Origin of the sequence: Halobaculum litoreum (genome assembly GCF_030127125.1) — an archaeon.
GTDB lineage: Archaea > Halobacteriota > Halobacteria > Halobacteriales > Haloferacaceae > Halobaculum > Halobaculum litoreum.
In genome coordinates, this window is the sequence record NZ_CP126156.1 from 1,621,457 (window position 1) to 1,633,652 (window position 12,196).

Below are 12,196 nucleotides of genomic sequence, written 5' to 3' on the forward strand. Positions count from 1 at the left end.
GGGAGGGTATGGAAACGACATCCACAGCGACGGTGCTCGTGTTGGGCGCGACCGGACGGCAGGGCGGCGCGGTCGTCGACGCCCTCGGTTCGGGCGAGTTCGGCGACTTCGAGGTCGTCGGCGCGACGCGCAACCCCGCGAGCGACGCCGCCGAGGCGCTGCGCGACCGGGGCGTCCGCGTCGTCCCCGTCGACATGCTCGACGAGGCGTCGCTGGTCGCGGCGATGGACGGCGTCGACGCCGTGTTCGCGGTGACGACGTTCTTCGAGGGCGGCGTCGGCGTCGAGCGCGCACAGGGCGGCCACGTCGTCGCCGCCTGCGAGGCCGCCGGCATCGACCACCTCGTGTTCAGTTCCGTCGGGTCCGCCGACGGCGACACCGGACTCGCGCACTTCGAGTCCAAGGCCAACACCGAGCGGCTGATCGCCGAGTCGGGGATCGACGCGACGGTCCTGCGCCCGGTGTACTTCATGCAGAACCTCGCGCTCCAGGCCGACGAGATCCTGTCGGGGACCATCTCGCTGGCGCTCGGTGAGGGGACCGAACTCGCGATGGTCGACGCCCGCGACATCGGCCGCGCGGCCGCCGCGGCGTTCGCCGACCCGGAGCGGTTCGTCGGCGAGACGCTCACGCTGGCGGGCGACTCGCTCACGGTCGCCGAGACGGCAGAGGTGTTGAGCGACCACCTCGGGATCGACGTCGAGCCGGTCCACCTCGACGTCGCGGTGCTGCGCGAGGCCGCCGGCGACGAGATGGCCGACATGTTCGCGTGGTTCGAGTCGACCGGCTACGACGTCGACGTCCCGGCGCTCGAGGGGACGCTCGGCTTCGAGCTGCGGGACCTGGAGACGTGTCTCGCCGAGACGGCGTTCCTCCCGCGGCCGGAGACGACGGCGCGATAGGCGCGGTCCGGCCGCGCCGTCGCGCCCCGTACTACTCGTAGTCCGGCGCGTCCTCGGGGACGCCGTCGCGGGCGTTGACCGCCCGCGCGAACGTGAACAGCGCGTCGGACAGTCGGTTGAGGTACGCCACCGCCTCGCCGTTGACCGGCTCGTCGTCCGCGAGGTCGACCGCGCGGCGCTCGGCGCGCCTGACGACCGTCCGCGCGTGGTGGAGCTTCGCGCCCGCCTCGCTCCCGGACGGGAGCACGAAGTGGGTCAGCGGCTCCAACTCCTCGTCCAGCTCGTCGATCCACGTCTCCAACTGTTGGGTGTGGCGCGGCTTCACCACGGGGTCGTCCTCCCCGGGGTCGGGGTTGGCGAAGTCCGCCTGGAGCACGTGGAGGTGGTCCTGCACCGTGTGGAGCATCTCGTCGACGTCGTCGTAGCCCGTCGGCCGGATCGTCCCGATGAGGGCGTTCGCCTCGTCGACGGTGCCGTACGCCTCGATGCGGCGGGAGGTCTTCGACACCCGGGACATGTCCCGGAGGTCGGTCTTCCCCTCGTCGCCGCGGCCGGTGTAGATGGGCATCGGTCAGGCCGCGAGCGTGCGCTCGATGTACTCGAGGATGTTCGCCGACTCGTTCATCGTCACGCCGTGTTCGGTGTCGACCAGCACGGGGACGCCGCGCTGGCCGCTGACGCGGGCGACCTCGTCGCGCTTCGAGTGGAGCCCCTCCGTCCACACCGTCTCGTACTCGACGTCGTGCTCCTGCAGGGCGTCGTGGACCTTCTCGCACCACGGACAGCCGTCCAGCGCGTACAGCGTGATGGACATACCCGGACGGTGGGTCGCGAAACCGAAGTAGCTTGCCACGGTGGCGCCCCGGCGGAACCAGCAACGGTCGCCGGATCCTGTGACGCGGAACGAGTCGCTGAAGTCGCTGCCGCCGCGAGCGTGCCCCGTGCAGCCACCGACGTCGCCCGTCGAGCGGTGTGCGGCGGTCGACCGCGGGACGCCGACGGCGCCGGCGACCGCCGTCGTCGCCGTCGAGACCGCCGCCAGCGCCGGATGACCGGGTCGGGGGAGGCGCCGTCGACGGCGCGCACGGCCGTCGGGCCCTCGGTCCGTGTCCGGCTCCGGCGACTCCTGCCGGGAGTGGCGACGTTACTCGCCGTCGCCGGGGTCGCGACGGTGCTCGCGGGCCGGCTGCCCGGCACCGCGCTGCTGTTCGCGGTCGCGACGGGCGCGGTGGTCGCGAACACGGTCGGCGTCCCCGACGCGGTCGAGCCGGGCGTCGCGCTCCACTCGCCGCTGCTCGAGGCGGGCATCGTGCTCCTCGGGGCGAGCGTCTCGGTCGCCGCGCTCGCGGCGGCCGGCCCGTCGCTGCTGGCCGCGGTGGTGGGGGTGGTCGCCGTCGGTCTCGTCCTCGTCGAACTGCTGGCGCGGATCGCCGGGCTCCCGGAACGGACGGGGTCGCTCCTCGCGGCCGGGTCGGCCGTCTGTGGCGTCTCCGCCGTCGCGGCGGCCGCGGGCGCGCTCGACGCCGACGAGTCCGAGGTGGCGCTGGCGGCCGCGACCGTGTTGGCGTTCGACGCCGCGACGCTCGCCGTCTACCCCGCCGTCGCGGCCGCGTTCGCGCTCGACCCGCGGGTGTTCGGGGTGTGGGCCGGGCTGTCGATGTTCTCGACCGGCCCCGTCACCGCCGCCGGCTTCGCGTACGACCCCGTCGCCGGCGAGTGGGCCACGGTCACGAAGCTGGCGCGCAACGCGCTCATCGGGGTCGTCGCCGTCGGCTACGCGGTTCGCGCGGCCGGCGTCGACGCCGGCGGGGGCGGAGGTGGGAGGGGAGCCCGCGGCGCGCTCGGCGGGCGACCGGGCGGCGGCGACGGCGACCGCGCGGCGGTGGGCCGGTACGCTCCGGGACGGCCTCCCGACGTTCCTCGTGGGGTTCCTCGCGGTGGCGGCGCTCGCGAACGCGGGCGTGCTCCCGGCGGCGGCCCGCGAGGCGCTGGCGGTCGCCTCGGACGCGCTGTTCCTCCTCGCGTTCGCCGGCCTCGGGTTCGACATCCGCGTCGAGCGCATGCGCGCGGCCGGCGCGCGCCCCTCGCGGTCGTCGGCGCGGCGTTCCTCGCGGTCAGCGCCGTCGCGTTCGTCGTGGCGCGCGGACTGTTCTGACGACGCGGTTCCGGCCGGGGCCGACTGGGGTGGCGACTATCGGCTCGCGACCGGTTCGACCCGGGGGTACGTCGCCGGCACGCCGAACGCATCGCCGGTCCACTCGCCGGCGACGAGCGTCCGGAACGCCGCGGCGACGGCGGGGTCGTCCCGGCGTGCGACCGCCCCGTAGCTGACTGGCGCGCCGACCACGGTCGTCCCGTCCGGGAGCTCGTAGCGGTGGTCGGCGTAGGCGGCGGCGTGTGCCGGCGAGCCGAGGTTGACCGTCGGCGGCAGTCGCCGGTACGCGACGCCGTGGTCGAGCGCCATGTTCCGGTAGACGACGGCGGCGTCGAGTTCGCCCGCCGCGAACACGGCCAGCAGTTCCGCCTCCGGGATCACCCGCCCGGCGTCCAGCGCCGTCGCGTACGGGCGCCCCCACAGCGACGCGGCGAGGCGGAGCGCGAACACCGTCCGGTAGCCCAGCGGGTCGGCGTCGGGGTCCGTCCGGCCCCACGGGAGGTCGCGGTCGAGGAACGGGTCGAACGGTCGCGCCGAGTCGCGGACGGCCCGGCCGCCCGGGCGCGCCGGGTCGTACGCGACGACCACCTCGTTGGTCGCGAACGCCGTGTAGCGGTCGGCCAGCCCGGCGAACAGCGCCGGGTCGGCGAGGACGAGCACGTCGGGGTCGCGCAGCCCCTCGGCGACCAGCCGGGCGCACACCGCCGACCCGTGGAACTCCAGTTCCAGCGGCGCGTCGACGCGGGGCCGGAGCCGCTCGTCGAACGCCCGCGCGAGGCTCCCGGCGGCCAGCACGGAGACCGACTCCCGGTCCGTCCGTCCCACACACCCGGTCGCGCCGGCGAGCCCGACAGCCCCGGTCCCCGCCAGCACGGCCCGTCGGGTGACGGTCATCGGACGAACCCACGGGAGGCTACGTCTTGACGGTTTGCTAGCCGTTCGGGGTTTCGGGATCGCGCCGAACCGGCGGCTCGGCGGCGTGAAAGAACCGAAAACCGCGGGGCGCGCCCGAGGGCGCGGTGGTTGGGTGCCTTACAGGCGCGTGACGTTCGTCGCGCGCGGGCCCTTCTCGGCCGTCTCGATGTCGAACTCCAGCTCTTCGCCCTCCTCGAGGTCGCCGCCCTCGATGTCGTCCATGTGGACGAACACGTCGTCGTCGGAGTCGTCAGTCGCGATGAAACCGTAGCCGCCAGTGTCGTTGAAGAAGTCGACCTTCCCTTTCGCCATACCCGTGAGTGTCGAAGGGACTTGATAACCCTTCCGTCACGCGATTCCGTGCGTGAACGGTTCGCGCGCCGTGTCGTGACACGGGTGGCGCGAGCGGGGCGGGCACGGCGGGCGGCGCGGTGGGCGGTCGGCGCGGTCGGCGGTGCCCCCGTCCCGCCCGGCGACGGTCACAGCCCGAGACCGAGCGCGCGGTTCGCGCCGAGCAGACACAGACACGTCGCGAGCAGCGCGACCACCAAGCCGTAGGCGGCGGGCCAGCCGGCCGCGCTCGCGACCGCGCCGGTGACGACCGACCCCGCGGCCGCGAGGAACATGTAGACCGTGCGCAGCAGGCCGAAGCCGTACCCGCGTTCGGCGTCGCCGAGGCGGTCCATGAACCGCGCCTGGATCGGGCCGGGCCACGAGACGCCCGCGCCCAACACCGCGACGCCGGCGACGGTGCCGGCGAGCCCCGGGACGAGCACGAGGACGGCGATGCCCGTCCCCGCGAGGGTGACGCTGATCGCGACGGCCGCGTCCCGCGAGAACCGGTCGGAGACGACCCTGTTGGCCGGCTGGGCGACGGCGCTGATGGCGAACACCGCGCCGAAGGCGACCGCCGCCGTCGACGGCGCGAGGCCGCGGTGGGCGACGAGGAACGCCGCGAGGAACGAGGAGACGGCCTGGAACGTGAAGCCGCACAGCACCGCGACGACGGTCGTGTACGCCAGCGGCGGGCGCGCGAGGATCCCCCGGACGCGGGCCGGGTCCACGAGCGCCCGGAGGTCGCGGTCGGGGTTCGCGGGGGCGAGCGCGGGGACGAACACGAGCGTGGCGGCCGCCGCGGGGAGCGCCACCGCCGCCCCGGCGCCGACGGCGACCTGCCACCCGAACCGCTCGGCGAGCAGGCCGCCGGCCGCGGGGAACGCCGCGCCGGCGACGGCGCCGGCGCCCGTGAGCACGCTGAGCGCGCCGCCGCGCTCGTCGTACAGCCGCGAGAGGAGCGCGGTCGCCGGCGCGAAGAACAGCCCCGCGCCCGCCCCGAGCACGACCGTCGCCGCGCCGAACGCGAGGACGGTCGGCGACAGCGCGACCAGCAGCGTGCCGACGGCCGCGCCGGCGACGCCCGCGAGGACGACCGGCCGCTCGCCCACGCGGTCCGCGAGGACGCCGCTGGGGAACTGGGCGAGCGCGTACGTCGCCCACATCGCCGTGAGCGCGAGCCCCAGCGTCGCCTCGGTCGTCCCGTAGTCGACGAGGACGAACGGGACGACGGCGCCGAGGAGGATCCGCGCGCCCAACTGGCTGAAGTTGCCGCCGCCGATGGCCGCGAGCGCGAGGCGACGCCCGCCGGCGGAGGGCGGCTCGGCTCCGGGATCGTCCGCGGCTCCGGCGACTCCGGCGCCGTCGTCCCCGCTCATTCGACGCGGTGGCGCTCGGCCGCGTCGCGGACGTCGTCGGGGAGCGGCGTCGGCTCGCCGTCGGCGACGGCGACCTGCACGGTCTCGCCCTCGGCGACGAGACGGCCGCCGGCGTACAGTTCGTACGCGAAGGTGACGCTGGAGCCGCCGACGGCGGCGACGTCGAGGACGGCCCGGACCTCGCCGGTCCCCTCGATCGGCGCGCGGAAGTCGAGGTCGATGGACGCCAGGACCGCCCGAGAGTCGGCGAGGTCGAGCCCGACCTCCTCGCGGAAGAACGCCGTGCGGACCTCCTCGAGGTAGGTCGCGTACACGGCGTTGTTCACGTGGCCCATCGGGTCGAGGTCGCGGTATCGGACGGGAACCGTCGTCTCGAAGGTCATACTCGCCCCTCGGTCGGGTCGGGTTTCGGGCTATCGTTCCGCGTCGACGGCGGCCGGGGACCGCGACGCCAGCGCCGCCCCGACGGCGGCGGTCGCCCGGGAAGCCAAGAACAGCGCCGCCACGCCCGCGGCGATCACGGCCGCGTCCGTCGGCGTCGGGAGGAGGCCGAGCGCGACGATGAGCGTCGTCGCGCAGGCGGGGGCGTGGGCGGTGTCCGTCACCGCCATGCCGAGCGTCGTCAGCGCGACCGAGGCGACCGCGCTGGCGGCGAGGCGCGCACCCGCCGGCGCCGTCGCGGCGACCGCGCCGGTGATGACCGCCCCGCCCGCGAGCCCGTGGTACGCGAGCAGGCCCGCGACGACGCCGACGGCGTGGCCGCCGAGCAGTTCCCGCGCGGTCGGCCGCGGCTCGGCGACGGCGACGAGGTACGCCGACGGGCCGAGGCTCGGGAACACGAGCGGCCGGCCGGTCGCCCACGCGAGCGCGCCCGCGACCGCGACCAGCGCGGCGGCGTGGGCGGCCTCGGCGGCGCCGGCGGCGAGTCGTCGCACGGACGGCGGTGGGGGACGGGAGGCGGATGAACCCGACGGTTCGGGACCGGTGTCTTGAAATTCTCGGCCCACACAGGCACGGACATGAGTCTGGAACAGGAGTTCTACTGTCCGGCGTGCGGCGAGGACTGCGACTTCTGGCGCGTCGCCGCGATGACGCTCCACCTCGGCGAGAAGACGAAGTGGCGCTGCAACGACTGCGACTACGGCCTGACGCGGATCAACGGCGACATCAGCACCGCCATCGAGGCGTAGGCGGGCCGCACTCGCTTATCCCGGCAGCAGATCGCCCAGCGCCGCGCCCACCGCCATCGGGAGCGTCGCGACGAGCGTGCTCCCGAGCGCGACCGCGGGGGCCGCCCAGTCGACCCGTCCCCACGCCGTCAGGCCGACCACGGCGGTCACGAACGCGACGCCGAGCACGCCGACGAGCCGGCGCGGCACCACCCCGAGGATGGGCTTGTGCACCCGCACGTCCTGGAAGTCCGCGACGTACAAGATCCCGATCACCAGCAGGACCGTCACGACCGCCGTCCCGACCAGCGCCGGCGGCCGCGACGCGAGCACCGCGCCGACCTCGGTGGTGCCGCCCTCCACGAGCATCGGGATGCCGAACAGCACGCTCCCGAGCAGCGCCTCCGCGAGGTCGCTCCGGTCGAACCCGCGGACGACCCGCCCGAACACCGACGGCGGCTCGCGCGTCGCGAGACCGCGGGCGGCCCGCATCGCCTCGCGCACCTTCCGGCGCTCCTCGGTGTCGTCGACGACCTCCTCGAGCGTCTCCAGCGACTGGATCAGGGCTTCGACCGTGGGCGGCTCTCCGCCCCCGGGCGGGTCGGCGTCGGGCCGCGGTGCCGGAGGGTCGTCCGCCCGGTCGCCGTCGGCGTCGCGCTCGCTCATCGGTCGGACCTGTCGCCGTCGCCACGTAGTTCCGACGGTGGCGGCGGCCGCGAAAGAACGAGGGTGTCGGACGCGCGCTTCGGTCGTCGTCGGGCGGCTCGACCTCGGCGATCAGTCGTCGTCGTTCGAGGAGGTGATCGGCTCCGAGCGGTCCTCGGCGAAGCCGGCCGACTCCTCGATGCGCTCCTCCGCCTCGGGGTCGAACCGCGTCTCGATGTCCTGGTAGCGGTCGACGAAGGACAGCGCGTGGTGGCTCTCGGTCTCGTGGCCGATGTAGCGCTCCTCGAGGTCGAACTGCGCCTGTTCGGCGTTCTCCGCGATGTTCTGCATGTCCTCGTACACGCTGTGGGCGCCCGAGTGCAGGGCGTACAGCGTGATGAACTGGTACTTGTAGCCGAGGTCGCCCAGCTCCTGGAAGGTGAGCGGGTCCTCCTCGGCCCCCCACTCGAACGACGAGGAGTAGTTGAACGCGAGGTCCAGATCGGGGTGCGTCTCGTGGATGGTCTCGGCGTACTCGACGGCGTCCTCGCGGCTGGGGTCGGGCATCTCCGGCCAGACGAGGTCGACGCCGGCGTCGGCGTAGATGCGGCCGCGCTCGAGGTGTTCCTCCCAGTCGCCGTTGGCGGAGCCGTAGGCGTCCGTGCGGGCGATGATCACCGTGTCCTCGCTTTGGGTGGCGTCGACGGCCGCCTCGAACCGCGAGCGCGCCTGTTCGCGGGAGACGATCTGCTTGCCCGCGATGTGGCCGCACCGCTTCGGCGTCGTCTGGTCCTCGATGTGGATCGCGGCGACGCCGGCCTTCTCGTACTCGCGGACGGCGCGCCGGACGTTGTGCGTGCCGCCGTAGCCGGTGTCGCAGTCGGCGATGACCGGGAGGTTCGTCGCCTCGACGATGCGCTTTGCGTTCTCGACCATCTCGGTCATCGTCACCATCTCGAGGTCCGGGAAGCCGAACTGGCCGAGGACCGTCGAGTAGCCGGACATGTACGCGGCGTCGAGCCCGGCCATCTCCGCGAGGCGGGCGTCGAGCGCGTGGTACAGGCCGGGCGCGAACACGTAGTCCTGTTCGTCCAGCATCCGCCGGAGCTTCGCGCCCTGCGGGTTGTCGATGTCCTTCGTGAAGACGTCCTGGTCGAGTTGTGAGGGGTGCGTCATTCTGAGTCCTCCATGAGCGCGAGTTCGAACGGGTCGCGGCGACGGCGGCGCCCGGCGCGGTCGCTGGCGGTGTCGGTCGGCGTGGCGGTACGGTCGGGGCGGCCCGTCCGGGTCAGGTCGGGGACCAGCGGCGCGTCGGTCTCCGGCGTCGGCCGCGTGCGGGGCGTGCCGGCGGCGGGCTCCGTCGGGGCGGGGGCGCGACGGCTCATCGGTCGTCGGCCTCCGTGTCGAACAGGCTCAGTTCGCGCGGGTCGATGTCGTCGATGTCGGTGTCGGGGTTCGGGTCGAACGTCATGTGGGTCGTGTGGGTGGTATCGGTGGTGTCAGCGGGCCGCCGTCGGTCGTGGTCGCTCCGTGCTGTGCTGCCGCGGATGTGTGGTGGGGTACGCCCATGCTGTGTCGCCTCATCCGGTTCGAGCCGGTGACACCAAATAAATGTAATGATAGATAATGATAATATTCTATAATCGGTTTTGTGTCTCGAAGGTCGTTTAATTGTCACACCGTACCACACCTGCCGGCGGGCCGAACCGACACGTCGATACGGCGACCGGCGGAGGTGTGACCGATGGCACCGCGTCGCGACTCGCTGGTCGTCCCCGCGCTCGTCGCCGCCGGCGGCGCCGTCGGCGCGACCGCCCGCTACGCCGTCGGCGGCGCGCTCCCGGGGCCGTGGGGGACGCTCGCGGCGAACGTCTCGGGGAGCCTCCTGCTGGGGTTTCTCCTGTACGAGGCGCTGCGCACGGACCGGCTGGGCGACCGGACGCGGACGCTGCTGGCGACGGGCGTGCTCTCCTCGTACACCACCTACAGCACGTTCGTCGTCGAGGTCGTGCGGGCGACGCCGCTCGTCGGCGCGACGTACCTCGTCGGGAGCTACGCCCTCGCGGTCGCCGCCGCGCTCGTCGGGCGCGCGCTCGCCGCACGGCTCGACCCGCGATCCGACCGGGAGGTGTGGCCGTGAGCGCCGCCGCGCTCGGCGCCGTCCCGGCCCCGGCGCTCGTCGCCGCCGGGGGCGCCGTCGGGGCGCTCGCCCGCTACGGCGTCGAGTCGGCCGTCGAGGGCGACGGCTCGTTCCCGCGCGGCACCCTGACCGTGAACGTGCTCGGGAGCTTCCTGCTCGGCGTCCTCGTGTTCCACCCCGTCGGCGGCGACGTGCTCCTGCTGGCCGGGACCGGCGCCTGCGGCGCGTTCACCACGTTCTCGTCGTTCTCGGTCGCGACGGTCCAGCTGTGGGACCGCGGGGAGCGGACGCGCGCGGCCGCCTTCGTCGTCGCCAACACGGTCCTCGCGGGGGGCGCTGTAGGCCTCGCCGCGGCGCTCGTGGCCGCGGCGTGAGCCGACGCGCCCGAACTGCCGCCGGGTCGCCACGTCGCCGCCCGTCGGCCCCGTGACCGAAACCTCCGAGTGGTCCCCGGGTGTCGTCGCCGGTATGCCACGACGGATCCTCGTCCCGATCGACGACGCCGACCACTCCACCAAGGCGCTCGACCACGCCGTCGCCGTCCACGGCGACGCGACGCTCGTCCTCTGCCACGTCGTCGACCCGACGCGGTGGATCTCCTCGGGCGACGAGGAGGAGCTGGAGCCGTTCTACTCGAAGGAGCTGGAGAAGTCGGCCCGCGCCCGGAGCGACGACCTGCTCGCGGAGGCGGCCGAGCGCGTCCGCGAGGCCGGCGTCGACGTCGAGACCGTCCAGTTGATCGGCGGCCCCGCCCGGAGCATCCTCGGGTACCTCGAGGACGAGGGCGACGACGTCGACCAGGTGGTGATGGGGAGCCACGGCCGGACGGGCCTCGGCCGGATGCTCATGGGGAGCGTCGCCGAGCGCGTGACGCGCCGCTCGCCCGTGCCGGTGACGGTGGTCCGCTGACGCCGTGGGCGCACGACGCGGGCTCGCGGCCCCCGCCGTCGGCGGCGGCTGTCCGCCCGGCCGTGCCGCGGCGCTCGTCCGGGCCGCCGGTACCGATTAGCCGCTCGGGCGCGTGACACGATCGATGGACGGTCACCCCGGCTTCGGCTCGCTTCACGAGGAGACGGCGACGACGATCCCGGTCGACGGCTCCCTCCCCGACTGGCTCACGGGGAGCCTCGTGCGGAACGGGCCCGGCGCGTTCTCCTTCCCCGACGGGAGCGCGGTCGACCACTGGTTCGACGGTCTCGCCATGCTGTACCGCTTCACGTTCGACCCCGGCAACCGCGCGGGCGGGGACACCGGCGGAGGGAGCGGCCTCGGGCGTCGCCTCCGCGGCCGCGGCGACGCGGTCCACTACCGCAACCGCTTCCTCCGAACAGACGCCTACGAGGCCGCCCGCGCCGGCGAGTTCGACGGCGGCTTCGCCACCGGCGAGACGACCCTCCGCTCGCGGCTCGCCACGTTCCTCCGCGACCCGTACGACAACACGAACATCGTCGCCGAGCGGATCGGCGACGACTACCTCGCGCTCACCGAGTCGCCGCGCAGGGTCCGCTTCGACCCGAACACGCTCGACGCCGTCGGCCACGACGACCACGACGACGGCGTCCCATCGGGCCAGTTGGCGTGTGCCCACCTCAAGCGCGACCCGGCGACCGGAACCTTGCTGAACGTCGAGACGGCGTTCGGGCGGACCAGCCGGTACCACGTCACCGCGACGGCCCCCGACGGGACGCGGCGCCACGTCGGCACCGCGACGACCGACGAGCCGGCTTACCTCCACTCGTTCGCGCTCACCCCGCGGTTCGTCGTGCTCGCGGAGTTCCCGCTCCGGCTCGACCCGCTCCGCCTGTTCAAGCCGGGGCGCCAGCGCCCGTTCATCGAGCAGTTCGAGTGGCAGCCCGACCGCGGCACCCGGGTGATCGTCCTCGACCGGACGACCGGCGAGGTCGTGGCCGACCCCGTCACCGACCCCGTGTTCGGCTTCCACCACGTGAACGCCTTCGAGCGCCGCGGCGGCCGCGAGATCGTGTTCGACCTGGAGACGGTGCCGGACGCGACGACCATCGACTCGCTGTACCTCGAGGAACTCCGGGCGGGGAGTTTCGGCGCGCTCGGCGCGCGGGTGGACCGCTTCGTCGTCGACCTCGGGAGCCCGACCGGGCGCGGCCGCTACGGCGTCGGCGACGCCTCGGTGACCCGGGAACCGCTGTACGAGGGCGGCACCGCCCTCCCGACGGTGTCGCCCGCGCGGTGGTGCGAGGAGCACCGCTACGTGTACGCGATGAGTACGGATCGGCCGGTGAACGAGTGGGCGCGGCGCGTGCTGAAGCTGGACACCGAGACCGGCGAGGTGGTCGAGTTCGACGGCGGCGGCTACTTCGGCGAGCCGATCTTCGTGCCGAACCCCGCGGGCGACGCCGAGGACGACGGCGTCGTGCTCGTGGTGACGCTGGAGGAGGGGGCGGAACGCTCGTCGCTGGTCGTGTTGGACGGCGAGTCGTTCACCGAGCGGGCGCGGGCGCGGCTGCCGCATGCGGTGCCGTTCGACTTCCACGGGCGGTACTTCCCGGAGTTGAGGGCGAAGCCGGCGACGTGAGCGTTCT

Annotated in this window: 16 protein-coding genes and 2 pseudogenes; 8 read left to right on the forward strand and 10 right to left on the reverse strand. The window is 74.0% G+C overall.

What is annotated here, in order from left to right; genetic code table 11:
- Nucleotides 1–8: 8 nt before the first annotated feature.
- On the forward strand, nucleotides 9–902 hold the full coding sequence (locus P0R35_RS08815) for an NmrA/HSCARG family protein (protein WP_284012137.1): 894 nt from the start codon (nucleotides 9–11) through the stop codon (nucleotides 900–902).
- Between the two features lie 31 nt (nucleotides 903–933).
- On the opposite strand, the gene P0R35_RS08820 is transcribed toward P0R35_RS08815, so the two are convergent.
- Nucleotides 934–1,470, reverse strand: coding sequence for a cob(I)yrinic acid a,c-diamide adenosyltransferase (locus P0R35_RS08820; RefSeq protein ID WP_284012138.1), 537 nt, complete (start codon nucleotides 1,468–1,470; stop codon nucleotides 934–936).
- Nucleotides 1,471–1,473: 3 nt separating this feature from the next.
- Nucleotides 1,474–1,716 (reverse strand): glutaredoxin family protein, encoded by a 243-nt coding sequence (locus P0R35_RS08825; protein WP_284012139.1) that lies wholly within the window; start codon nucleotides 1,714–1,716, stop codon nucleotides 1,474–1,476.
- Nucleotides 1,717–1,950: 234 nt separating this feature from the next.
- On the opposite strand from P0R35_RS08825, the pseudogene P0R35_RS16635 reads away from it, so the two are divergent.
- Nucleotides 1,951–2,619 (forward strand): annotated as a pseudogene (locus tag P0R35_RS16635) (putative sulfate exporter family transporter); the annotation flags it as partial.
- A 220-nt stretch (nucleotides 2,620–2,839) separates the two neighbouring features.
- A pseudogene (locus tag P0R35_RS16640) lies at nucleotides 2,840–2,926 on the forward strand (hypothetical protein); the annotation flags it as partial.
- Between the two features lie 167 nt (nucleotides 2,927–3,093).
- Here the strand turns inward: P0R35_RS16640 and P0R35_RS08840 are convergent.
- The 5 genes from P0R35_RS08840 to P0R35_RS08860 all read right to left on the reverse strand — a co-directional run bounded on the left by P0R35_RS08840 (nucleotide 3,094) and on the right by P0R35_RS08860 (nucleotide 6,619).
- Nucleotides 3,094–3,951, reverse strand: coding sequence for an extracellular solute-binding protein (locus P0R35_RS08840; RefSeq protein WP_284012140.1), 858 nt, complete (start codon nucleotides 3,949–3,951; stop codon nucleotides 3,094–3,096).
- A gap of 138 nt (nucleotides 3,952–4,089) precedes the next feature.
- On the reverse strand, nucleotides 4,090–4,284 hold the full coding sequence (locus tag P0R35_RS08845; RefSeq protein ID WP_222606984.1) for a cold-shock protein: 195 nt from the start codon (nucleotides 4,282–4,284) through the stop codon (nucleotides 4,090–4,092).
- A gap of 167 nt (nucleotides 4,285–4,451) precedes the next feature.
- The gene (locus P0R35_RS08850; RefSeq protein WP_284012141.1) at nucleotides 4,452–5,684 is read right to left on the reverse strand and encodes an MFS transporter; all 1,233 of its coding nucleotides are present in this window, start codon (nucleotides 5,682–5,684) and stop codon (nucleotides 4,452–4,454) included.
- Nucleotides 5,681–6,067 (reverse strand): acyl-CoA thioesterase, encoded by a 387-nt coding sequence (locus P0R35_RS08855; RefSeq protein ID WP_284012142.1) that lies wholly within the window; start codon nucleotides 6,065–6,067, stop codon nucleotides 5,681–5,683. The genes P0R35_RS08850 and P0R35_RS08855 overlap by 4 nt, the downstream gene beginning before the upstream one ends.
- Nucleotides 6,068–6,097: 30 nt before the next feature.
- On the reverse strand, nucleotides 6,098–6,619 hold the full coding sequence (locus P0R35_RS08860; protein ID WP_284012143.1) for an HPP family protein: 522 nt from the start codon (nucleotides 6,617–6,619) through the stop codon (nucleotides 6,098–6,100).
- A gap of 84 nt (nucleotides 6,620–6,703) precedes the next feature.
- On the opposite strand from P0R35_RS08860, the gene P0R35_RS08865 reads away from it, so the two are divergent.
- Nucleotides 6,704–6,874, forward strand: a complete 171-nt coding sequence (locus P0R35_RS08865) for a DUF7838 family putative zinc beta-ribbon protein (protein ID WP_284012144.1) — start codon at nucleotides 6,704–6,706, stop codon at nucleotides 6,872–6,874.
- Between the two features lie 15 nt (nucleotides 6,875–6,889).
- Here P0R35_RS08865 and P0R35_RS08870 read toward each other — a convergent pair whose 3' ends face one another.
- From P0R35_RS08870 to P0R35_RS08880, 3 genes are all read right to left on the reverse strand, one after another.
- Nucleotides 6,890–7,519, reverse strand: coding sequence for a DUF2391 family protein (locus tag P0R35_RS08870; RefSeq protein ID WP_284012145.1), 630 nt, complete (start codon nucleotides 7,517–7,519; stop codon nucleotides 6,890–6,892).
- Nucleotides 7,520–7,630: 111 nt separating this feature from the next.
- Nucleotides 7,631–8,674 carry an isocitrate lyase gene (aceA, locus tag P0R35_RS08875; RefSeq protein ID WP_284012146.1) on the reverse strand — a complete coding sequence of 348 codons (1,044 nt, stop codon included), beginning with the start codon at nucleotides 8,672–8,674 and terminating at the stop codon, nucleotides 7,631–7,633.
- Nucleotides 8,671–8,883 (reverse strand): hypothetical protein, encoded by a 213-nt coding sequence (locus P0R35_RS08880; protein ID WP_284012147.1) that lies wholly within the window; start codon nucleotides 8,881–8,883, stop codon nucleotides 8,671–8,673. Before P0R35_RS08880 ends, aceA begins: the two co-directional genes overlap by 4 nt.
- 359 nt (nucleotides 8,884–9,242) lie before the next feature.
- Between P0R35_RS08880 and P0R35_RS08885 the strand changes: the two genes are divergently transcribed.
- From P0R35_RS08885 to P0R35_RS08900, 4 genes are all read left to right on the forward strand, one after another.
- A complete protein-coding gene (locus P0R35_RS08885) occupies nucleotides 9,243–9,638 on the forward strand; it encodes a fluoride efflux transporter FluC (protein WP_284012148.1) in 396 nt (131 codons plus the stop codon).
- On the forward strand, nucleotides 9,635–10,012 hold the full coding sequence (locus tag P0R35_RS08890; protein WP_284012149.1) for a fluoride efflux transporter FluC: 378 nt from the start codon (nucleotides 9,635–9,637) through the stop codon (nucleotides 10,010–10,012). Before P0R35_RS08885 ends, P0R35_RS08890 begins: the two co-directional genes overlap by 4 nt.
- A 94-nt stretch (nucleotides 10,013–10,106) precedes the next feature.
- Entirely contained in the window at nucleotides 10,107–10,547 is a 441-nt protein-coding gene (locus P0R35_RS08895) for a universal stress protein (protein WP_284012150.1), read from the forward strand.
- A gap of 124 nt (nucleotides 10,548–10,671) precedes the next feature.
- Nucleotides 10,672–12,189, forward strand: a complete 1,518-nt coding sequence (locus P0R35_RS08900) for a carotenoid oxygenase family protein (RefSeq protein WP_284012151.1) — start codon at nucleotides 10,672–10,674, stop codon at nucleotides 12,187–12,189.
- Nucleotides 12,190–12,196: the final 7 nt, after the last annotated feature.

Bases quoted from the DNA above. Each gene is read 5' to 3' on its own strand.
- P0R35_RS08850 (WP_284012141.1), bottom strand. From the start codon at position 5,684: ATGAGCGGGGACGACGGCGCCGGAGTCGCCGGAGCCGCGGACGATCCC.
- P0R35_RS08855 (WP_284012142.1), bottom strand. From the start codon at position 6,067: ATGACCTTCGAGACGACGGTTCCCGTCCGATACCGCGACCTCGACCCG.
- P0R35_RS08885 (WP_284012148.1), top strand. From the start codon at position 9,243: ATGGCACCGCGTCGCGACTCGCTGGTCGTCCCCGCGCTCGTCGCCGCC.
- P0R35_RS08870 (WP_284012145.1), bottom strand. From the start codon at position 7,519: ATGAGCGAGCGCGACGCCGACGGCGACCGGGCGGACGACCCTCCGGCA.
- P0R35_RS08825 (WP_284012139.1), bottom strand. From the start codon at position 1,716: ATGTCCATCACGCTGTACGCGCTGGACGGCTGTCCGTGGTGCGAGAAG.
- P0R35_RS08880 (WP_284012147.1), bottom strand. From the start codon at position 8,883: ATGAGCCGTCGCGCCCCCGCCCCGACGGAGCCCGCCGCCGGCACGCCC.
- P0R35_RS08895 (WP_284012150.1), top strand. From the start codon at position 10,107: ATGCCACGACGGATCCTCGTCCCGATCGACGACGCCGACCACTCCACC.
- aceA (WP_284012146.1), bottom strand. From the start codon at position 8,674: ATGACGCACCCCTCACAACTCGACCAGGACGTCTTCACGAAGGACATC.
- P0R35_RS08900 (WP_284012151.1), top strand. From the start codon at position 10,672: ATGGACGGTCACCCCGGCTTCGGCTCGCTTCACGAGGAGACGGCGACG.
- P0R35_RS08840 (WP_284012140.1), bottom strand. From the start codon at position 3,951: ATGACCGTCACCCGACGGGCCGTGCTGGCGGGGACCGGGGCTGTCGGG.
- P0R35_RS08865 (WP_284012144.1), top strand. From the start codon at position 6,704: ATGAGTCTGGAACAGGAGTTCTACTGTCCGGCGTGCGGCGAGGACTGC.
- P0R35_RS08815 (WP_284012137.1), top strand. From the start codon at position 9: ATGGAAACGACATCCACAGCGACGGTGCTCGTGTTGGGCGCGACCGGA.
- P0R35_RS08820 (WP_284012138.1), bottom strand. From the start codon at position 1,470: ATGCCCATCTACACCGGCCGCGGCGACGAGGGGAAGACCGACCTCCGG.
- P0R35_RS08845 (WP_222606984.1), bottom strand. From the start codon at position 4,284: ATGGCGAAAGGGAAGGTCGACTTCTTCAACGACACTGGCGGCTACGGT.